We start from the raw sequence: 19996 nt of genomic DNA on the forward strand, positions 1-19996 counted from the left end.
GGCATGGAATCCAAGTCGACGTTCAAGATCACCCGATGGGACCAGACCGTCTACGACGAGGCGGAGCCGCAACTGGGTCGGGCGGTCGTGGACAAGGCCTACCGCGGTGCCCTGGAGGGCACCAGCACGGCCGAGCTGACGATGTGCCAACCGTCGGACGGCTCGGCGGGCTACGTGGGCACCGAGCGGTTCGTCGGCACGCTGGAGGGCCGGTCGGGGACGTTCGTGCTGCAGCACGGCGCGATCATGTCCCCGGCCGGGGAGCGGTTCTGGGGCCACGTCGTCCCCGGCTCGGGCACCGGCGAGCTGGCCGGCATCTCCGGCACCGCCCGGCTGGAGCACGAGCTGATCGTCCTGGACGTCGACCTTGGCTGACCGGGAACGGGTGATCGCCTACCGGGTCGCCGCGCACCAGTTCGACCGCACCACCACCGAGGCGGCCGACCTGCGGGTGTTCGACCTCGGGCTGCAGGACTCGGAGCGGTCGGCGGTGCCCGCGCTGGCCGCGCGCCTGGACCGGGTGCCCGACCTGGACCCGTTCACGCTCACGTGGAGCGTGCGGGGAGCGCCGCACCGGCACCGCGCCGACGAGGTGCCCGCGCTGGCGGCCCGGCTGTGGCCGTTGAGCGACGCGGACGCGGTGGCCCGGATGGGCCGGCCGCCGCTCGCGGACGGGCTGGCCGCGCTGCGCGAGGTCGCGACGGCGCTGCGCGAGGTGGTGACCGGGCCGATGACCAAGGGCGAGGCGTCGTCCCGGCTCACCGCGCGGGTCCGCCCGGACGTCACCGCCTGGTGCCGGGGCTGCGAGGCCACGCACGTGCTGGACCCCGTCTTCCGGCTCGCCGTGCTGCCGGCCGGCCTGCGGTTCGACCCGCGGGCCAAGGCCGTCACGTTCGTGCCGCTGGAGGGTCGCCCGGAGGTGCCGGAGTCGTCCCGGGGCTTCGACGCGCTCGTCGCCGACTACCTGCGGCTGCACGGCCCAGCCGGGCCCTCCGAGGTGGCGCACTACTTCGGCGCGCCGGTGCGCGAGGTCAAGGACGCCTGGCCGGACGACCTGGTGGCCGTGTCCAAGCGGGCGTGGCTGCCGGCCGACCGGATGGCGGCGTTCGAGAACCCGCCCGAACCCGAGGTGGTGCGGCTGCTGCCGCCGCTGGACCCCTACCTCAACGCCCGCGACCGCGACCTGCTCGTGCCCGACAAGGAGCACCAGAAGCAGGTGTGGCGCATCCTCGGCCGGCGCGGCGCGCTGCTGGTCGACGGCGAGATCCTCGGCACGTGGCAGGCCAGGGCGACGGGCCCGCGCCTGGACGTGAAGGTCGCGCCGTTCGTGCCGCTGGACGTGGACATGTTCGCCGAGGAGGCCACCAGGCTGGCGGCCGCCCGCGGCCTGGCCGAGGCGGCGGTCAGCTAGCGCACGCGTCGAGCGCGGCTTCGACGTCGTCGGTCACGACCAGCGAGTCGAGCGCGAACCGGGACACGAAGCCGCGCTCCCGCAGCTCCTCCAGCCACGCGACCAACCCCCGGTAGTGGCCGTCGACGTCCAGCAGCACCACCGGTTTGGTGTGCATGCCCAGCACCCGCGACGTCCAGACCTCGAACAGCTCCTCGCACGTGCCGATGCCGCCGGGCAGCGCCAGGAACGCGTCGCCGTGCGCCTCCATCAGCGCCTTGCGGTCGCGCATCGTCTCGACCACCAGCAGGTCGTCGGCGTCGGAGTCGGCCACCTCGCGATCCACCAGGCCGCGCGGGATCACCCCGGTGGTGCGGGCGCCTCCCTCGCGGGCCGCCCGCGCCACCGCGCCCATCATCGACGTGCGGCCGCCGCCCCACGTCAGCGACCAGCCGCGGGCCGCGATGCGCCTGCCCACCTCGGCCGCCAGTTCCAGGTAGCCGTCCGGGACCGTCCGCAACGACCCGCAGTACACCGTGACCGCGGTCAATGCGCGTCCGCCCACGCCTTGTGCGCCTCGTGCACCACGCGCACCGCGTCGTCGATGTCGTCGGTCAGGTGCAGCAGGTCCAGGTCCTTCGCGCTGACCTTGCCGCTGTCCAGCACCGAGTCGCGCACCCAGTCGTACAGGCCCTGCCAGTAGGACTTGCCGAACAGCACCACCGGGAACTTCGTGACCTTCTTGGTCTGCACCAGGGTCAGCGCCTCGAACAGCTCGTCCAGCGTGCCGAACCCGCCCGGCAGGCAGATGAACGCCTGCGAGTACTTGATGAACATGGTCTTGCGCACGAAGAAGTAGCGGAAGTTCACGCCCAGGTCGACCCAGGGGTTCAGGCCCTGCTCGAACGGCAGCTCGATGCCCAGCCCGACCGAGTACCCGCCCGCCTCCGAGCAGCCCCGGTTCACCGCCTCCATCGCGCCCGGACCGCCGCCGGTGATCACCGCGAACCCGGCCTCGGCCAGCGCGCCGCCCAGCTTGCGGCCGATCTCGTACTCGGGGTGGTCGCGGCCGGTGCGGGCCGACCCGAACACGGTCACCGCGCTCGGCACCTCGGCCAGCGCGCCGAAGCCCTCCACGAACTCCGCCTGGATGCGCAGCACCCGCCACGGGTCGGTGTGCACCCAGTCGCTGTGGCCGCGCGAGTCCAGCAGCCGCTGGTCGGTGGTGGTCAGCTCGTCACGCCGCCCGCGGCGCAGGACGACCGGTCCGCGCTGCTTCTCCTTGGGGTGCTCGTCCACGCCTTCCGTCATTGGCCGGAGTCTAGCCGCGTGCCGCGTCCGGGCCGACGAACCGGCGCAGGACTTCCGCGCACCGACGGATCTGGTTCACCGGGACGTTCTCCTGCCGCGTGTGCGCGAGCGTCGGGTCGCCGGGGCCGAAGTTCACCGCGGGCATGCCCAGGGCGGCGAACCGGGCCACGTCGGTCCAGCCGAGCTTCGCCACGGGCGTGCCGCCGGCGGCCGCGACCAGCTCCTGGGTGATCGGCGCGGTCAGCCCGGGGGCGGCGGCGGGCGAGGAGTCGGTGACCGTGACGTCGTAGCCCTCGAACAGCTCCCGCAGGTGCCGCTCGGCCTGCTCGGGCGTGCGGTCGGGCGCGAAGCGGTGGTTCACGGTCAGCACGGCCTCGTCCGGCACGACGTTGCCCGCGACGCCGCCGCCGATCCGCACCGCCTGCAGGCCCTCGCGGTAGTGGCAGCCGTCGATCTCGACCCGGCGCGGCTCGTAGGTCTCCAGGCGGCGCAGGGCCTCGCCGAGCGCGTGGATCGCGTTCACGCCCATCCAGCCGCGCGCGGTGTGGGCGCGCACGCCCTCGGTCCGGACCTCGATCCGCATCGTGCCCTGGCAACCGGCCTCGATCACGCCGTCGGACGGCTCGCACACGATCGCCAGGTCGCCGCGCAGCCACTCGGGCAGCTCCCGCTCGACCCGGCCCAGGCCGTTGCGGACCGCGTCGACCTCCTCGCAGTCGTAGAAGACGAACGTCAGGTCGTGGCGCGGGTCGGTGACCGTGGCGGCCAGGTGCAGCATCACCGCGTCACCGCCCTTCATGTCGACCGTGCCGCAGCCGTGCAGCACGCCGTCCTCCAGCCGGGACGGCAGGTTGTCGTTGATCGGCACGGTGTCCAGGTGCCCGGCCAGGACCACCCGCGACGGGCGGCCCAGCGCCGTGCGGGCCAGCACGGTGTTGCCCGACCGGGTGACCTCGAGGTCGGTCTGCTCCCGCAGCGACCGCTCCACCAGGTCGGCGATGCGCTGCTCGTCGCCGGAGACGCTGGGCGTGTCGACCAGCGCGGCGGTCAGCTCGACGGGATCGGCGGCGAGGTGCAAGGTGTCGGCCACCCGGCGCACGTTACCGTTGACACCCGTGAGCACCGCAAACCCCACCGGCGCGTACGGCGTCGGACTCGCCACCGTCACCCCCACCGGCGCCGTGCTGGACACGTGGTTCCCGTCGCCGTCGCTCGGCGACGCGGACCCCGGCGTGGCGCTGCTGTCGTCCGCGGAGGTCTCGGCCGAGCTCGGTGAGGCCGCCGCCAAGCAGCTCGGCGTGGACGCCGAGCGCGACGTCGAGGTCGTCGGCGTCCGGGTCGGGATCGGGTCGCTGGCCGACGCGCCCGCGTCCACCTACGACGTGTGGCTGCGGCTGCACCTGCTGTCGACGCGGCTCGTGCGGCCGCACGGCGCGAACCTCGACGGGATCTTCGGGCTGCTGAACAACGTGGTGTGGACGAACTTCGGGCCGTGCGCGGTGGAGGGGTTCGAGCAGGCGCGGCTGCGGTTGCGCGCGCGGGGGCCGGTGACCGTGTACGGGGTGGACAAGTTCCCCCGGATGGTGGACTACGTCGTGCCGAGCGGGGTGCGGATCGCGGACGCGGACCGCGTGCGGCTGGGCGCGCACCTGGCGCCCGGCACGACCGTGATGCACGAGGGGTTCGTGAACTTCAACGCGGGCACGCTGGGCACGTCCATGGTGGAGGGCCGCATCTCCGCCGGTGTCGTCGTCGGTGACGGTTCGGACGTCGGCGGCGGTGCGTCGATCATGGGGACGCTGTCGGGCGGCGGCAAGCAGGTGATCTCGATCGGCGAGCGGTGCCTGATCGGCGCGAACGGCGGCGTCGGCATCTCGTTGGGCGACGACTGCGTCGTGGAGGCCGGCCTCTACCTCACCGCGGGCACCAAGGTGACCGGCGAGGACGGCGCGGTCGTGAAGGCGGCCCGCCTGTCGGGCCTGTCGAACCTGCTGTTCCTGCGCGACTCGACCACGGGCGCCGTCAAGGTCCGCCCCCGCCAGGGCACGGGTATCGAACTGAACGCCGCCCTCCACCACAACGACTGACCGCGAGAGTCCTACCTCCACGTCGCGTGAGTCGTACCTCCACGTCGCGTGAGTCCTACGTCCAGCGCGCGAGAGTCCTACGTCCAGGACCCGTGAGTTCAACACTCGGCAAACCGGCCGGTCGGTCGAACGGCGAACTCGGGGGTCGCGAACGTAGGACTCACGCGTCCTGAACGTAGGACTCTCGAGGCCTGAACGTACGACTCACGAGGGTTGAGCGTTGGACTCTCGCGCGGTCAGGTGGTCAGGCGGGTGGTGGCGGTGGCGATGGCGGAGTCGGTGGCGGTCAGGGCGATGCGGACGTGCTTGTCGCCCGTCGGGCCGTAGAACGTGCCGGGGGCCGCCAGGACGCCCCGCTCCGCCAGCCAGCCGACGGTCTCCCACGCGTCCTCGCCGCCCCGCGACGACCACAGGTACAGCCCGGCCTCCGAGTGGTCGACGGTGAACCCCGCAGCGGTCAACGCCGGCAGCAGCACGTCCCGCCGCGCCCGGTACCGCTCGCGCTGCTCGGCCACGTGCGCGTCGTCGGTCAACGCCGCCGCCATCGCCGCCTGCACGGGCCGCGGCACGATCATCCCGGCGTGCTTGCGCACCTCCAGCAACGACGCCACCAGCGCCGGGTCGCCCGTCACGAACCCCGCCCGGTACCCGGCCAGGCTCGACGACTTCGACAGCGAGTGCACCGCCAGCACCCCGTCCAACGACCCGCCGGACACCGCCCGCGCCAGCACGGACACCGGCGACGCCGTCCACGCCAGCGCCAGGTAGCACTCGTCGGACGCGACGACCGCCCCCACCGCCCGCGCGTCGGCCACGGCCCGCGCCAGCTGCTCCGCCGACAGCACCCGACCGGTCGGGTTGGACGGCGAGTTCAACCACACCAGCGACGTCCCGGGCGGCGGCGGCTCGCCGTCGGCCAGCCGCACCACCGAAGCACCCGCCAGCCGCGCGCCCACCTCGTACGTCGGGTAGGCCAGCGCGGGGATGGCCACCACGTCACCCGGCCCCAGGCCCAGCAACGTCGGCAGCCACGCCACCAGCTCCTTGGACCCGATCGTCGGCAGCACGGCCGCCGGGTCGAGCCCGACCACCCCGTGCCGCCGCTCCAGCGCGCCGACGACCGCCTCGCGCAACGCGGGCGTGCCGTGCGTGGTCGGGTACCCGGGCTGGTCGGCGACCGTGCCGAGGGCGTGCCGGATCACCTCCGGGACCGGGTCCACCGGCGTGCCGATGGACAGGTCGACCACGCCACCGGGGTGCGCGCGCGCCTTGGCGGCGTGGTCGGCCAGGGAGTCCCAGGGGAAGTCCGGGAGGTTCCTGCGCGACGTCACTCGTGCGACGCCTGCGGGGGGAGGGCCTTGATGAACGGCGGGTCGGCGCTCACCTTGCCGACCTTCGAGGCGCCGCCGGGGGACCCCAGCTCGGCGAAGAAGTCCACGTTCGCCTTCGTGTACTCCTTCCACTCGTCCGGCACGTCGTCCTCGTAGTAGATGGCCTCGACGGGGCACACCGGCTCGCAAGCACCACAGTCGACGCACTCATCCGGGTGGATGTAGAGCATCCGGTCGCCTTCGTAGATGCAGTCGACGGGGCACTCTTCGATGCACGCCTTGTCGAGCACGTCCACGCACGGCTGGGCGATCACATAGGTCACTGCGCTCTCCTGCTCTAGTTCTGGTCCACACCGCGCAAGCCGGAGAGTACGCGGCGGAGTCGATTGTCCAACGCTCAGGCTTGCCTTATCCGCACCGTGCTCCACCTCACAGACCACCGCCGACCTGCGCGGGGCACGATGCGGGCATGCGGGACGTCACCGAGTTGGAGCAGCGGTGCGCCGACGCGTGGCCGGCGCTGGTGGACCAGCCCCTCGGCCAGTGGCGGCTGCGGGCGGCGGGCGGCTTCACCGGACGCGCCAACAGCGCCCTGACCTCGGGCGATCCGGGCGTTCCGGTGCCGGACGCGCTCGCCCGGGTGGTCGACTTCGCGGGCCGCAACGGCATGGCGCCGACGGCTCACGTGGTGGTCGGCGCACCCGTCGAAGCGCGCGTCGAGGCGGCCGGTTGGCGGGTCGACGTGGATCACCCGGGCGGCGCGGAGTCGCTGGTGATGACCGGCGGGCCGGCCGGGTTCGCCTCCCCGAAGGCCGCGGGCGTGGTCGTCGCGGACGCCCCGCCTCCCGGGTGGTGGGAGCTGGCCGCGCAGCGGGACCCGACGCCCGCGCAGCGGCACGTGCTGACCTCCGGCGACCGGGTCGGCTTCGGCGCGGTCCTCCGCGACGGGGTGGCGGTGGCCGCCGTGCGCGGCGCCGTCGTCGGCGACCTGCTGCACGTGGCGCGGCTCGCGGTCCACCCCCGGGCACGCCGGCGCGGCCTGGCCCGGGAGCTGATGCGCGGCCTCGCCGCCTGGGGCGTCGAGCACGGCGCGACGACGTGCGCGCTGCAGGTGGCCGAGCACAACCGGCCCGCGATCGCGCTGTACGAGTCGCTGGGCTGCGCCGAGCACCACCGCTACCGCTACTGGGTGGCGAACCACGCGTAGGCGTCCTTGCGGACCCGCTTCAACGCCGAGCGCTCGCCGAAGTAGTCGCCGATCACGCCGACGACGGGCAGCATGCCCAGCGCCTGGTGGTGGAGCCGGCCCTGCGGGCGCTTGTCCAGCTCGTCCTCCAGCTTCCACAGGACCTTGGCGAGCTTCCAGACCGTCGACCCGATCGCCCGGAACGTGGACCGCTCCCCCAGCCCCTCGGTCAGCCGCGCGGTCTGCTCGTCCTCGGCGCGCCGGTCGACCGGCAGCCCGTCGACCTCGCGCTGGAACAGCACGTGCGCGAGCAGCCGCACGCGGTCCTCGGTGGAGGTGAACCCGCGCTCTCCCGCCATGGCCGACAGCAGCAGCCCCTGGCCCGCCGCGCCGAGCGCGGACTGGACGGGCAGCCGGTCGGCCAGCACGCCGCCGACGCCGGGCAGCGCGGCCACCAGGTTCACCAGCCTGCCGACCCGGTTGAGCCAGAACTCGTCGCGTTGGCGCACGTCCATGCGGGCCCACGCGGCCGTGCCGGGCACCTTCACGGCGGCGAGCCGGTCCCACAGCCGGTCCACGAGCCCGCGGTCGGCGTCGCGCTCGACCTCGCGGTCCCGCAGGCCGAGCAGGTTCGCGTCGCGCAGCGCGTCCAGCAGCGGGCCCGTCGCCCGCACGAACGGGCGCAGCGCCCGCACCACGTCCCGGTCAGTGATCGCCTCCGGCACCGGCCGTCCTCCCCATGTGCGCGCCCACCGCGATGGCGCCCGGCAACGCGCCCCCGGCGAACAGCACCAGGGTGCGCCAGTCGTTGAGGAGTACCACGTCGCCGCCCGGGCCGAACAACCCGAACAGCAGCAGCGTGCCGACCCACACCAGCAGCGGCGACACGGCGGCCAGGGTGCGGTGGGCGTGCCCGGAGGCGGCCACCACCAGCAGCGGGGTGGTCACGATCGCGACCACCACCGTGATCGGGAACGGCAGGTCGTCCAGGCGGGGCAGCAGCGTGCCGTCCAGCCGCAGCGGCAGGAAGAACAGCTCCAGCACCGCCAGCACGAACGCCGCGACCGCGATCCCGGCCAGCGCCAGGCGATCGGTCAATCCAGCCCCCCGAACAGGTCGGTCTCCGCGCCCCGCGCCGGGCCCTTGGCCAGCACGTAGTGCTCGGCCTGCACGACGGGCTGCGCGATGCCGTTGGACAGCGCGTAGCACGCCCGGCCCGCGCCGTCCTGCCACACGCTGATCTGCGTGGAGTGCGCGCGCAGCGCCCGCAGCTTGGCGACCAGGTGCTCGGAGATGTCGATCGTGGTGGTGATCTCGGCGTCGTCGGTGACGACCAGCTCGCCCTCGGCGGGCAGCCGCCACGGCAGGTCGGGGATCTCCGCCAGCGCCGCCGCGCCCGCCTCCGCCGCCGCCCGCGAGGTCACGGCGTGGAACACCCGGTCCACGTCCGCGGCCGCCGCCATCGTGATCTGGTGCGCCCGGATGTGGTCGGGGTGGCCGTAGCCGCCGAACGCGTCGTAGGTGACCACGACCTGCGGCTTCACCGACGTGATGATGTCCCGCAGCGCCTCGGCCTGCTCGTCGAACGAGCCGTTGACGAACGCCCGGGGGTGCCCGTTCGCCTCGACGCCCGCCATGCCGGAGTCGCGCCAGCGGCCGATGCCGCCGAGGAACCGGTGGTCGGTCACGCCGAGCGCGGCGCACGCGGACCGCAGTTCCGCGACCCGGTACCCGCCGAGCTGGTCGGCGGCGGCCGCGGTCAGCTCCCGGAGCGCCGGCGGGATGATCTCGCCCTCCTCGCCGAGGGTGCAGGTGACCACGGTGACGTGCACGCCCAGCGCCGAGTAGCGGGCGATGGTGCCGCCCGTCCACAGGCTCTCGTCGTCGGGGTGTGCGTGTACCAGCAGCAACCGTGGTGGAGCGGTGAGCGTCACCGGATGAGAGTAATCGGTGTCCGATCACCGGTGCCGCGCAGCCGGCGGCTCGCCCGCGAGGCCGGGTCGACCTCGCGGGCGGGCACGGCGTCAGCCGACGAGGGCGGGCACCACTTCGGCGAAGTGGCACGCCGAGAGCGTGCCGCTGCCGTCGCCGCGCCGCTCCAGCTTCGGCTCCTCGGTGGCGCAGATGTCCTGCGCCTTCCAGCACCGGGTGCGGAACCGGCAGCCCGACGGCGGGTTCACCGGCGACGGCACGTCACCGGTGAGCACGATCCGCTGGCGGCGGCGCTCCACCTTCGGGTTCGGCACCGGCACCGCGGACAGCAGCGCCTGCGTGTACGGGTGCATCGGGCGGGCGTAGATGTCCTCGCGGTCACCGATCTCGATGATCTTGCCGAGGTACATCACGGCGACCCGGTCGGAGATGTGCCGCACGACGGACAGGTCGTGCGCCACGAACAGGTACGCCAGGCCGAGGCGCTCCTGCAGCTCCTCCAGCAGGTTCACCACGCCCGCCTGCACCGACACGTCCAGCGCGGACACCGGCTCGTCCAGCACCACGAGCTTCGGGTTGAGCGCGAGCGCGCGGGCGATGCCGATGCGCTGGCGCTGGCCGCCGGAGAACTCGTGCGCGTACCGGTTGCGGTGCTCCGGGTTCAGGCCGACCAGCTCCATGAGCTCGTTGACCCTGGCCTGCACGTCCCGGCCGGAGCCCTCGGGCATGCCGTGGATCTTGAACGGCTCGGAGATCAGCTCGTTGATCTGCCAGCGCGGGTTCAGCGACGCGTACGGGTCCTGGAACACGATCTGCATGTCCCGGCGCACGCCCCGCAGGCCCTTGCCGCGCAGCTTCGTGAGCTCGCGGCCCTCGAACTTCACCGAGCCCGACGTGGGCTTGTGCAGCTGGAGGATCGCCCGGCCGGTGGTGGACTTGCCGCAGCCGGACTCGCCCACCAGGCCCAGCGTCTCGCCGGGGTAGAGGTCGAAGCTCACCCCGGACACCGCCTGCACCTGGCCCACCGTGCGCGGGATGATGCCGCCGCCGCGCACCGGGAACTCCTTGACCAGGTCCTTGACCTCCAGCAGCGGCGCCTCGCCGGGGCGTCCGCCCGAGGCGAGGCCACCGGCCTGGGGGTTGATGTCGGTGGAGGTCATGAGGTCGGCTTCTCCTCTTCGTGCAACCGGGCTTCGACCACGCCGAGGTCCTCGCTCACCGGGATCTCCGGGTTCGCCATGACGAGCGACGCGGGGTTCTCGACCACGCCGATCTCCTCGTGGGCGAACAGCCGCTGCGGGTTCTCGATCGTGGCCAGGTGCGCGGAGCGGTGGCACCGCGCGAAGTGGCCCGGCCGGTCGGTCTCCAGCAGCAGCGGCTCGGTCTCGCGGCACTCGGCGATCGCCAGGGGGCAGCGGGGCGAGAAGGAGCAGCCCTGCGGGAGGTTCATCAGGGACGGCGGCGCGCCCTTGATCGGGGTGAGCCGCTTGCCCAGCATGTTCGGGTTCGGGATGGAGCCCAGCAGGCCGACGGTGTAGGGCATGCGCTGCGCCTCGAACACCTCGTCCACGGTGCCCTGCTCGACCACCGTGCCGCCGTACATCACCTGCACCCGGTCCACCATGCCCGCCACCACGCCGAGGTCGTGCGTGATGACCATGATGCCCGCGCTCGTCTCGTCCCGGATGCGCAGCAGCGTGTCCAGGATCTGCGCCTGCACGGTCACGTCCAGCGCCGTGGTCGGCTCGTCCGCGATGATCACGTCCGGGTCGTTGATGATCGCCATGGCGATCATCGCGCGCTGCCGCATGCCGCCGGAGAACTCGTGCGGGTACTGCGAGGCCCGCCGGTCCGGCTGCGGGATGCCCACGAGCTCCAGGGCCTCCACGGCCTTGGCCCACGCGGCCTTCTTCGACACGTCGTGGTGCGCCTGGTGCGCCTCGGCGAGCTGCCAGCCCACCGTGTACACCGGGTTCAGCGACGTCATCGGGTCCTGGAAGATCATCGAGACGCCGTTGCCGCGCACCGGCTGCATCTGCTTGTAGTTCAGGCCGACGAGCTCGCGGTCCTTGAACCTGATCGACCCGCCGACCTTCGCGGTCTTGGGCAGCAGGCCCATGATCGCCATCGACGACACCGACTTGCCCGAGCCCGACTCGCCGACGATGCCGAGCACCTCGCCGGGGCCGAGCGTGAACGACACGTCCCGCACGGCGTGCACGGTGCCGTCGTCGGTCGGGAAGTCGACCGACAGGTTCTCCACCCGCAGCAGCTTCTCGCCGCCGGCGGTGGCGTTCTCCCACGCCGAGGACCCAGGCGCGCCCATCACGTCCACCTCACTCATGCCTTCACCCTCTTCTGCCGCGGGTCGAAGGCGTCCCGGAGCCCGTCGCCGATGAAGTTCACCGCGAGGGAGATCAGCACGATGAACACGAACGGGGTGAAGAACAGCCACGGGTGCAGCGTCAGCTCGTTCTTGTTCAGGCTGATCATCAGGCCCAACGACGTGTCGGGGCTCTGCACGCCCAGGCCGATGAACGACAGCGCGGCCTCCAGCAGCACCGCCTGCGCGATCGCCAGCGTGGCGTTGACGATGATCACGTCCACGGTGTTGGGCAGGATGTGCCGGAACACGATGCGGAACGTGGAGGCGCCCAGCGCGCGGGCCGCCTCGACGAACTCCTTCTCGCGCAGCGACAGCACCATGCCGCGGATCACCCGGGCGATCGACAGCCAGCCGATCAGGCCCAGGTAGAGCGCCACGATCAGCCAGTTGCTGCCGCCCGCGCCGCCCGCCACCGACACCACGAAGCTGTTGCGCACGAGCACGGCCGCGATGATCAGGCTGGGGATGACCAGCAGCAGGTCGATGAAGCGGCTGATCAGCGTGTCGACCCACCCCTTCATGTACCCGGCGACCGCGCCCAGGACCACGCCGATGACGGTGGACAGCACCGCCACCACGATCGCGATCTGGAGCGAGAACTGCGTGCCGCGGATGATCAGGGCGACCATGTCGCCGCCGAGCCGGTCCGTGCCGAACGGGTGGTCGCCGCTGGGCGGCAGGTACCGCTTGAACCCGAGGTCCGTGTAGCTGTACTTCCAGAACAGCCCGCCGAAGAAGGCGAACAGCACCAGGACCACGAACAGGACCAGGCCGACGAGGGCCGCGCGGTGCCGGGTGAACCGGCGCAGGATGACCTGCCACTGCTTGCGCGCCGTGGTCGTGTCGAACGTGCTCGCCTCGCCCTGCTGGGGCGCGGGAGCCTGCGCCACGGGGGAACCGATCTCAGTCAAGGCGAATCCTCGGGTCCAGGAAGGCGTACAGGATGTCCGCGATCAGGTTGAACACGATGATGAACACGGCCGTGAGCATCATGAAGCCGAGCACCTGGTAGGGCTCGATCTTCGTGATCGCCTCGACGATGAACTTGCCCATGCCGGACCAGCTGAAGACCGTTTCCGTGATCACCGCGCCACCGAACCCGGCACCGATGTTGAGCGACGACACCGTGATGATCGGGATGAGCGCGTTGCGGAACGCGTGCCGGAAGATCGACCGCGCCTGCGAGATGCCCTTGGCCTGGGCCGTGCGCACGTAGTCCGCGTTCAGCGTCTCCAGCATCGAAGCGCGCTGGAACCGGCTGTAGAGCGCGAACTGGATGACCACGAGGGAAATCGTCGGCAGGATGTACGCGCCGCTGTACTGGAACACCTGCTCGCCGAAGCTGCCGCCGAAGCCGTCACCCGGCGGGCCCGCCGTGATGATCCACCGGTCGGCCCCGACGGATTCCAGCCAGTTGTTCAGCTCGATGCCGCCCGCCTTGAGCACGAGGGCGACGCAGAACAACGGCATCGAGAACATCGCGAAGGATATTCCGGTCGCCGTGTAGTCGAATATCGAGTACTGTCTCACCGCGCCGACGACGCCGACCACGATGCCGAGCAGCAGCGCGATCAGCTCCGCGCCGAGGATGAGCCGCAGCGTCACGCCGAAGGCCTTGAGCAGCTCTTCCTTGACCGGCTTGCCCGCGTTGCCGGGGACAACGGACTCGCCCCAGTCGCCGGTGACGAAATCACCCGCCCAGGCGACGTAGCGCTCCATGAACGGCTTGTTGTAGCCCGTCCGCTCGTAAGCGGCGGAGATCTCCGCCGGTGTCCGGGGCTTCTGGAGCTTCCACTCGCCCAGGGGGTCACCCATGGCGTTGACGAGTCCGAAGCAGAGGAATGAAGCGACGATCAACAGCGGAATCGAGATCAACAACCGCCGGATTATGTAACGGAACATGACGAGTCTCTAGTCTCCCTAGGCACCCCCGCGTGCAAGCGTGGGAGCCTACCGGACGCGGACACCCTCCGGGGGGCCGGTGCTTGTGGCACCGGCCCCCCGGCGGTTGGGTCGTGCTCTACCTATCCGGGATCAAAGCCCGGCTTTACCTACTTCTTCTGCCAGGCGTACACGTTCCACGTCACGCCGCCACCGACACCGATGTAGGCGATCGGACCGATGTCCGCGCTCGACGCGGCGAAGTCGGTCAGCTGGAACAGCGGCACGCTGTGCAGGTCGTCCCGCATGATCTTGTCCGCGTCGTTCATCATGGTGATGCGCTTCTTGTAGTCGAGCTCGCCGTTCGCAGCCTTCCACTTCTCCGTCAGCGCGGCGGAGTCGTAGTTGTTGTAGTTCGCCGAACCGCCCTTGTCCTTCTGGGCGTAGTTGCCGAACGCACCGGCCTTCAGCGGCTGGCCGACCCACGCGAACAGCGCGGCCTCGAACTCGCTCGCCGGGAGGCGCTTGTCGTTGAAGTCGGCGGCCTGGTCGTCGACGATCTCGATGCCGGCCTGCTTGCACTTGTCCTGCAGGACGCGCACGGTGTCCGCGCGGCGCTGGACGATCTTGTGGCCCAGCTTGAAGGAGGCGCGGAACTCGCCCTTGGTGTAGATGCCGTCGGCGCCCTGCTTCCAGCCGCCGTCCTCGAGCGTCTTCTTGGCCGCCGCGACGTCACCCTTGCCGGTGTCGCTGTAGTGGTCCTCGTAGCCGACCTCGTTCGGCATGAACGTCAGGCTGCCCAGCGGCTTGGCGTTGGGGTCCACGTCCGCGACCAGCTTCTCGACCAGCGCGTCGCGGTCGAAGCACTGGGCGATCGCCGTGCGCAGGTCCTTGTTCTCCTTGAACAGGGGCAGCGCCATGTTGAAGTCGACGTGCTCGTAGGTCTGGCCACCGGCGGCGAAGACGTTGAACGCGCTGTCGCCGCGCAGCTGCTGCGCCACGGCCGCGTCGGCCTGCGGCGCGATGACCTGGACTTCCTTGTTCTGCAGCTGCTGGGCCGCGGACTGGGCGTCCGTGTTCGTCTTCAGGATGACCTTGGACGGGCCACCGGGGTTGCCCCACCACTTCGGGTTGCGCTCCAGGACCGTCTGGTCCTTGAGGTCCGCCGACGTGATCGTGTACGGACCGCCGGACAGCGCGACCGACGGGTCGAAGCCCCGCCAGCCGGTGGTGTAGAACTCGGCGACCTTCTTGACCGTGTCGTCGTTCTGCGCGGGGGTCACCTTGGTGATGTCCGCGACGCCGGTCTTCTTCTCCAGGATGTGCGCCGGGAGCAGGCTGTCGCTGCCGGGCTGGGAGAACAGCGCGCGGTAGTCCGCGAACGGCTTGTCCTTGAAGAACGTGGTGGTGATGGTCTTGCCGTCGTCGGAGCAGTCGAGCTTCTCGATGTTCTCGTAGCCCGTGGGCGACGAGTCGAAGATCGACGCTTCCGAGCCGTCCTCACCCTTGGTGGTGGCCTTGCTCGTCGCGGCGAGCCACTTGAGGTAGAAGTCGTCGCAGTCGATGGGGTCGCCGTCGGACCAGACGGCGGCCTTCTGGACCTTCCACTCGATGACCTGCGGGTCGCTCGAGGTGACCTTGATGGACTCCATCAGGTCGCCGTCGATCTTGATGATGACCTTGCCGTCGACCAGGTCGGTGATGTACGGCGAGGGCTGCACGTTCGACAGCGCGATGGTGCTCGCGAAGTTGTTCGTCGCGCCGATGTTGTTGTTGTAGTTGCTGAAGCCCTCTTCGACGGCGACCGCGACCTCGCCGATGTCCTCCACCTTCGGACGCTTCAACAGCTCGTCCTGACCGCCGATCGCACCGGGGTCGAGGTCCTGCGGCCCGCCCTGGTCGCCGCTGCCCGAGCCGCCGCCGCCGCACGCGCTCAGCACGAGCGCGGCTCCGGTCAACAGCGCAAGCGCCGAGACAGCCTTTGATCTCCTCATCGACACGTGCCCTCCTAGCACTGGGTTGGAGCGACCGTTTGAGCCGACTTCCACCCATAACCGTGATGTGCCAAACGCGCCCCGAACCGACACACCGTTGCAGCACGATAAGAAGCCGTGCGCGGCACGGTCACTGCCCATCGGCCGATCGTGACCAAAGGGTGACACGGTGGTCGCAGCACGCAACTCCGTCGTTACCGGGCGGGAGCGTTCGTTAACCGGACCACGGGAATACTGTCAATACTGCACCGCGAGCGCATCTTGAAGCCAGTGTTTCGTCGCGGTCAACGGTCAACGTTCTCGACGGGTCCAGGTCCGGGCGGTGCTCAGCGGGCCCTCGAACGGCGCGCCCGCCGTGACGTTCCCGGCTTCCGGCAGGACCACCATCAGGTCCGCTACCTGGAACAACGGCAGCGAGACGGCCTGCTGCCACAGCACCGGCTCGATCGTGCGGAGCGCGTCGGCCAGCAACACCTGGCCGCTGAGCGCCTGGTCGATCACCGGCTGGACCGTCTGGTCGCAGAAACCCGACAGATTCGCCGGAATGGGTGTACCGCCGTCCTGTCGTGACGGGCGACACCCGAATGTGGATGCCAGAACGGCCGCGGAATCGCCGGTGTCGACCTGCGGCACGACGGCAATGTCGACGGGCTCATTGGACGTGGCGGTATCCGACAGGTCTTGGCCGAACAACTCATTGGGCTGCGTTGTCAGGACGCGCGCCGCGATTCCGGACAATGACAGTTGACGCTGAACGCGGTTCGCGACGGTGACGTACGGCTCGTTCCCGGCGGGCGCGGCGATGGTCAGCTCCAGCGGCTTGCCGTCCCGCCCCCACTGGCCACCGTCCGGTCGGGTGTAGCCCGCTTCGGTGAGCAAGTGCGCCGGGTCACCGCTCTTGGGGGGCATGGTCGGGGCGTAGCCGGCCTTGCTCGGCGGGACCACCTGCGCGTCCGCGCGGAGCCGCTCGCTCGGGCCGCTGCGGGACCCGGTGGCGATCAGGTCGTCGCGGTCGAGGAGGTTCAGCACGGCGGTGCGGACCCGGACGTCCTGCATCCGCGGCGAGGCCGGGCGCAGGAGGAGCTGGACGACCTCCGGTCGGGGGACGACGGCGGTGGTGAGCGAGGCGGCCCTGGCCAGCTCGTCCAGGTCCTTCGTCGCGATGGCGTCGGCGCGGATGAGGGCGACCTGGTCGTCACCGCTCTTGAGCGCCTCGATCGTGTCGTGCTGGCTCGCGCGGCGCAGGACCAGCCGGTCGAGCGCGGGCGGGTCCTCCCAGAAGCGGTCGTTGCGCTCGAGGATGATCTCGCCCCGCGGCTGGTCGAGCGTGCGGACGGCGAACGGTCCGGCGGTCGCGGGGAAGCTGTCGGCCAGGGCCGTCCCCCACCCGCCGGGGGCGTCCTTGAGCAGGTGGGCCGGCAGGAGGTCGCGGAACAGGCTCCGCCACCCCGGGTAGGGCTTCGCGAACACCACCTCGACCACCTTGCCGCCCTCGCGGCTGGTGATGTCGTCGATGAGCCGGTACCCGGCGGGGTCGACCACCCCCGGCTCCTCGCGCATGCGCTGCCAGAGGTAGACGAAGTCCTCGGCCGCGATCGGGGCCGAGTCCGACCAGCTGGCATCGCGCCGCAACGTGTACGTGACCGTGTATGGGGCCGCGCTGGTCACCTCGGCGCTGACCACGAGGTCCAGGTCGAGCCGCGGGCTGCCGTCCGCGTCGGTCCGGAAGGTGGACGGCAGGAGGACCGACGCCAGCGCCGTCGTGATCGTGCTCTGGCTGGCCAGCGTGTGCGGGTTGTAGCCGCCCTTGACGTCGTCCACCCCGACCACGAGCTCGTTCTGCTTCTCCTTGGGGACCACCGTCATCCCGGGCGTCGAGGGCACGAGGGGCGGCGGGGGCGTCGCCGAACAGGCCGCCAGCAAAAACCCGGCCACCACCGCAAGTACCGTTCGCGTCCCCATGGGTACGAGCGTGCCAGACGGCGCTGACAGTTGACGCCCAACCCCACGACTCCACCCGGCGGCCGGGTCCGGGGTGCGACCTGCGTCCGGCAGCGACCCGGGTCCGGCAGGACCACCGGTGTCGGGTCCGGCCCGTCAGGCGGCGAGCGGCGAGGGCCTGCCAGGCGGCGAGCAGCGAGGGCTGGCTAGGCGGAGGGCGGGCGGTGTCTCCGGGGCGGCGGACTGGATGCGGGGTCCGGGACCGCGAGGCGGAAGCCGGAGGGAGAGGCGGGAGCCGGAGTCGAGGGCCGGCGGTCGGGAGGCGCGAGGCGGGAGGCGAGGGCCGGGGGTAGGAGCGGGGGTCGGGTGCGGGGTCGGGCTGCGGGGTCGGGGCGGGTCGGCCGGTTTCCTCATGTTCCAACCGAGGGTCGGTAACAGTGTTTCCGTACACTTTCCGGCCTGGTTCACCCGAAAGTGTCCGACCACGGCCCCTCACGCGGACGGGCACCCCGGCTCGCGGCCGAGGTGCCCGTTCAGCGGACCCTATATATAAGGTATGGCGGTCAGCCGCGCAGCTTGTTCCGGTTGCGCTCGCGACCCCGCTGGTTCGCGTCCAGCGTGACCTTCCGCACCCGCACGACCTCGGGCGCGACCTCCACGCACTCGTCCGGCGCGCAGAACTCCAGCGCCTCCTCCAGCGACAGCTTCCGCGGCCGGGCCAGGGTCTCCATCACGTCGGCGGTCGAGGTGCGCATGTTCGTCAGCTTCTTCTCGCGGCAGACGTTGACGTCCAGGTCCTCCGCCCGCGGGTTCTCGCCGACGACCATGCCCTCGTACGCGTCGGCGCCCGGCTCGACGAAGAACGTGCCCCGGTCGGCCAGCTGGATCATCGCGTACGCGGTGACCTGGCCGGACCGGTCGGCGACCAGCGAGCCGTTGTGCCTGGTCCGGATCTCGCCGGCCCACGGGCCGTAGCCCTCGGACACCGCGTTGGCGATGCCGGTGCCCCGCGTCTCGGTCAGGAACTCGGTGCGGAAGCCGATCAGGCCGCGCGACGGCACGACGTAGTCCAGCTTGATCCGCCCGGTGCCGTGGCCGGACATGTTCTCCATCCGGCCCTTGCGGTTGGCGAGCAGCTGGGTGATGGCACCCAGGTGCTCCTCGGGCGCGTCGATCGTCAGCCGCTCGAACGGCTCGTGCAGCTTGCCGTCGACGGTCTTGGTGACGACCTGCGGCTTGCCGACGGTCAGCTCGAAGCCCTCGCGCCGCATCTGCTCGACCAGGATGGCCAGCGCCAGCTCGCCGCGGCCCTGCACCTCCCACGTGTCGGGGCGCTCGGTGGGCAGCACGCGCACCGACACGTTGCCGACCAGCTCCGAGTCCAGCCGCGCCTTGAGCATGCGGGCGGTGAGCTTGGTGCCGCCGTTGCGGCCGGCCAGCGGCGAGGTGTTGACACCGATCGTCATCGAGATCGCGGGCTCGTCCACGGTGATCCGCGGCAGCGGCTCGGGGTTGTCCACGTCGGCGAGGGTGTCGCCGATGGTGATCTCCGGGATGCCCGCGATGGCGACCAGGTCACCGGCCCGGGCCTGCTCGGCGGGCACGCGGTCGAGCGCCTCGGTGATCAGCAGCTCGGTGATGCGGACCTTGTGGATCGAGCCGTCCTCGCGGCACCAGGCCACGGTCTCGCCCTTGCGGATGCGGCCGGACTCGATGCGGCACAGCGCGATGCGGCCCAGGAACGACGACGCGTCGAGGTTCGTCACCAGCGCGCGCAGCGGCGCGTCCGCGTCACCGGTCGGGGCGGGGATGTGCTTGAACAGGACCTCGAAGAGGACGTCGAGGTTCTCCTCGTCGGGCAGGCCGCCGTCCTCGGGCTGGTTCAGCGAGGCCCGGCCGGCGCGCGCCGAGGCGTAGACGACGGGCAGGTCGAGCACCGAGTCGTCGGCGCCGACCTCGGTCGCCAGGTCGAGCAGCAGGTCGTGGGCCTCTTCGACGACCTCGGAGATCCGGGCGTCGGGGCGGTCGACCTTGTTGACCACGAGGATCACCGGGAGGCCGGCGGCCAGCGTCTTGCGCAGCACGAACCGGGTCTGCGGCAGCGGGCCCTCGGAGGCGTCGACCAGCAGCACCACGCCGTCGACCATGGACAGGCCGCGCTCGACCTCGCCGCCGAAGTCGGCGTGCCCGGGGGTGTCGACCACGTTGATGGTGACCGGGCCGTCGGGCGTGTGACGGCGCACGGCGGTGTTCTTGGCGAGGATCGTGATGCCCTTCTCGCGCTCCAGCTCGCCCGAGTCCATGACCCGGTCGACGAGCTCGGCTCGCTCGGAGAAGGCGCCGGACTGGCGGAGCATGGCGTCGACGAGGGTCGTCTTGCCGTGGTCAACGTGCGCGACGATCGCGACGTTGCGCAGGTCGTTGCGGACCAGCGTTTCCTTGATCGACGCGGTGGCCGTGGGCACGCGGAACTCCTAGAGCTGTCTGTGCGAGGGAAGCCAGGCGCCGGACATGGATCGCGCGCAGCCTGACTACAGCTTACCGGGCCGCGCGCCCT

The 19996-nt window shown here is 71.3% G+C and carries 19 protein-coding genes; 4 read left to right on the forward strand and 15 right to left on the reverse strand.

Annotated elements, in window-relative coordinates:
* Positions 1–3: 3 nt before the first annotated feature.
* Together ACIGNX_RS29245 and ACIGNX_RS29250 are read left to right on the forward strand one after the other, a co-directional pair.
* Complete coding sequence (locus tag ACIGNX_RS29245) at positions 4–375, forward strand: DUF3224 domain-containing protein (protein WP_396544031.1); 372 nt, start codon at positions 4–6, stop codon at positions 373–375.
* Positions 368–1411 (forward strand): DNA glycosylase AlkZ-like family protein, encoded by a 1044-nt coding sequence (locus tag ACIGNX_RS29250; RefSeq protein ID WP_396544032.1) that lies wholly within the window; start codon positions 368–370, stop codon positions 1409–1411. Before ACIGNX_RS29245 ends, ACIGNX_RS29250 begins: the two co-directional genes overlap by 8 nt.
* Here the strand turns inward: ACIGNX_RS29250 and ACIGNX_RS29255 are convergent.
* The 3 genes from ACIGNX_RS29255 to dapE are packed head-to-tail and all read right to left on the reverse strand — an operon-like array spanning position 1404 to position 3791.
* On the reverse strand, positions 1404–1955 hold the full coding sequence (locus ACIGNX_RS29255) for a TIGR00730 family Rossman fold protein (RefSeq protein WP_396544033.1): 552 nt from the start codon (positions 1953–1955) through the stop codon (positions 1404–1406). The two genes, ACIGNX_RS29250 and ACIGNX_RS29255, sit on opposite strands and share 8 nt — an antisense overlap.
* Positions 1937–2701, reverse strand: a complete 765-nt coding sequence (locus ACIGNX_RS29260; protein ID WP_396544034.1) for a TIGR00730 family Rossman fold protein — start codon at positions 2699–2701, stop codon at positions 1937–1939. Before ACIGNX_RS29260 ends, ACIGNX_RS29255 begins: the two co-directional genes overlap by 19 nt.
* A gap of 10 nt (positions 2702–2711) precedes the next feature.
* Positions 2712–3791 carry a succinyl-diaminopimelate desuccinylase gene (gene dapE / locus ACIGNX_RS29265; RefSeq protein WP_396544035.1) on the reverse strand — a complete coding sequence of 360 codons (1080 nt, stop codon included), beginning with the start codon at positions 3789–3791 and terminating at the stop codon, positions 2712–2714.
* Positions 3792–3816: 25 nt separating this feature from the next.
* Here dapE and dapD point away from each other — a divergent pair, with 25 nt between their 5' ends.
* Positions 3817–4788, forward strand: a complete 972-nt coding sequence (gene dapD / locus ACIGNX_RS29270; RefSeq protein WP_396544036.1) for a 2,3,4,5-tetrahydropyridine-2,6-dicarboxylate N-succinyltransferase — start codon at positions 3817–3819, stop codon at positions 4786–4788.
* Between the two features lie 236 nt (positions 4789–5024).
* Here dapD and dapC read toward each other — a convergent pair whose 3' ends face one another.
* Together dapC and fdxA are read right to left on the reverse strand one after the other, a co-directional pair.
* Positions 5025–6119, reverse strand: coding sequence for a succinyldiaminopimelate transaminase (gene dapC, locus ACIGNX_RS29275; protein ID WP_396544037.1), 1095 nt, complete (start codon positions 6117–6119; stop codon positions 5025–5027).
* Positions 6116–6442 (reverse strand): ferredoxin, encoded by a 327-nt coding sequence (fdxA, locus tag ACIGNX_RS29280; protein WP_396544038.1) that lies wholly within the window; start codon positions 6440–6442, stop codon positions 6116–6118. The genes dapC and fdxA overlap by 4 nt, the downstream gene beginning before the upstream one ends.
* Positions 6443–6588: 146 nt before the next feature.
* Between fdxA and ACIGNX_RS29285 the strand changes: the two genes are divergently transcribed.
* The gene (locus tag ACIGNX_RS29285) at positions 6589–7326 is read left to right on the forward strand and encodes a GNAT family N-acetyltransferase (protein WP_396544039.1); all 738 of its coding nucleotides are present in this window, start codon (positions 6589–6591) and stop codon (positions 7324–7326) included.
* Here ACIGNX_RS29285 and ACIGNX_RS29290 read toward each other — a convergent pair.
* The 10 genes from ACIGNX_RS29290 to typA all read right to left on the reverse strand — a co-directional run bounded on the left by ACIGNX_RS29290 (position 7302) and on the right by typA (position 19904).
* Positions 7302–8030 (reverse strand): hypothetical protein, encoded by a 729-nt coding sequence (locus ACIGNX_RS29290; RefSeq protein ID WP_396544040.1) that lies wholly within the window; start codon positions 8028–8030, stop codon positions 7302–7304. The genes ACIGNX_RS29285 and ACIGNX_RS29290 overlap by 25 nt on opposite strands.
* Positions 8011–8403 carry a hypothetical protein gene (locus tag ACIGNX_RS29295; protein ID WP_396544041.1) on the reverse strand — a complete coding sequence of 131 codons (393 nt, stop codon included), beginning with the start codon at positions 8401–8403 and terminating at the stop codon, positions 8011–8013. The genes ACIGNX_RS29290 and ACIGNX_RS29295 overlap by 20 nt, the downstream gene beginning before the upstream one ends.
* Positions 8400–9239 carry an N-acetyl-1-D-myo-inositol-2-amino-2-deoxy-alpha-D-glucopyranoside deacetylase gene (mshB, locus tag ACIGNX_RS29300; RefSeq protein WP_396544042.1) on the reverse strand — a complete coding sequence of 280 codons (840 nt, stop codon included), beginning with the start codon at positions 9237–9239 and terminating at the stop codon, positions 8400–8402. The genes ACIGNX_RS29295 and mshB overlap by 4 nt, the downstream gene beginning before the upstream one ends.
* A 90-nt stretch (positions 9240–9329) precedes the next feature.
* The gene (locus ACIGNX_RS29305) at positions 9330–10397 is read right to left on the reverse strand and encodes an ABC transporter ATP-binding protein (protein ID WP_396544043.1); all 1068 of its coding nucleotides are present in this window, start codon (positions 10395–10397) and stop codon (positions 9330–9332) included.
* Positions 10394–11581 (reverse strand): ABC transporter ATP-binding protein, encoded by a 1188-nt coding sequence (locus tag ACIGNX_RS29310; protein WP_396544044.1) that lies wholly within the window; start codon positions 11579–11581, stop codon positions 10394–10396. Before ACIGNX_RS29310 ends, ACIGNX_RS29305 begins: the two co-directional genes overlap by 4 nt.
* Positions 11578–12534 carry an ABC transporter permease gene (locus tag ACIGNX_RS29315; RefSeq protein ID WP_396544045.1) on the reverse strand — a complete coding sequence of 319 codons (957 nt, stop codon included), beginning with the start codon at positions 12532–12534 and terminating at the stop codon, positions 11578–11580. Before ACIGNX_RS29315 ends, ACIGNX_RS29310 begins: the two co-directional genes overlap by 4 nt.
* Complete coding sequence (locus ACIGNX_RS29320; protein ID WP_396544046.1) at positions 12527–13525, reverse strand: ABC transporter permease; 999 nt, start codon at positions 13523–13525, stop codon at positions 12527–12529. Before ACIGNX_RS29320 ends, ACIGNX_RS29315 begins: the two co-directional genes overlap by 8 nt.
* Positions 13526–13674: 149 nt before the next feature.
* Positions 13675–15498, reverse strand: coding sequence for an ABC transporter family substrate-binding protein (locus tag ACIGNX_RS29325; protein WP_396544047.1), 1824 nt, complete (start codon positions 15496–15498; stop codon positions 13675–13677).
* A gap of 291 nt (positions 15499–15789) precedes the next feature.
* Positions 15790–17460 carry an ABC transporter family substrate-binding protein gene (locus tag ACIGNX_RS29330; protein ID WP_396544048.1) on the reverse strand — a complete coding sequence of 557 codons (1671 nt, stop codon included), beginning with the start codon at positions 17458–17460 and terminating at the stop codon, positions 15790–15792.
* A gap of 542 nt (positions 17461–18002) precedes the next feature.
* Positions 18003–19904, reverse strand: coding sequence for a translational GTPase TypA (gene typA / locus ACIGNX_RS29335; protein ID WP_396544049.1), 1902 nt, complete (start codon positions 19902–19904; stop codon positions 18003–18005).
* Between the last annotated feature and the right edge of the window lie 92 nt (positions 19905–19996).

Origin of the sequence: Actinosynnema sp. NPDC053489, from assembly GCF_044544865.1 — a bacterium.
Taxonomy (GTDB): domain Bacteria; phylum Actinomycetota; class Actinomycetes; order Mycobacteriales; family Pseudonocardiaceae; genus Actinosynnema.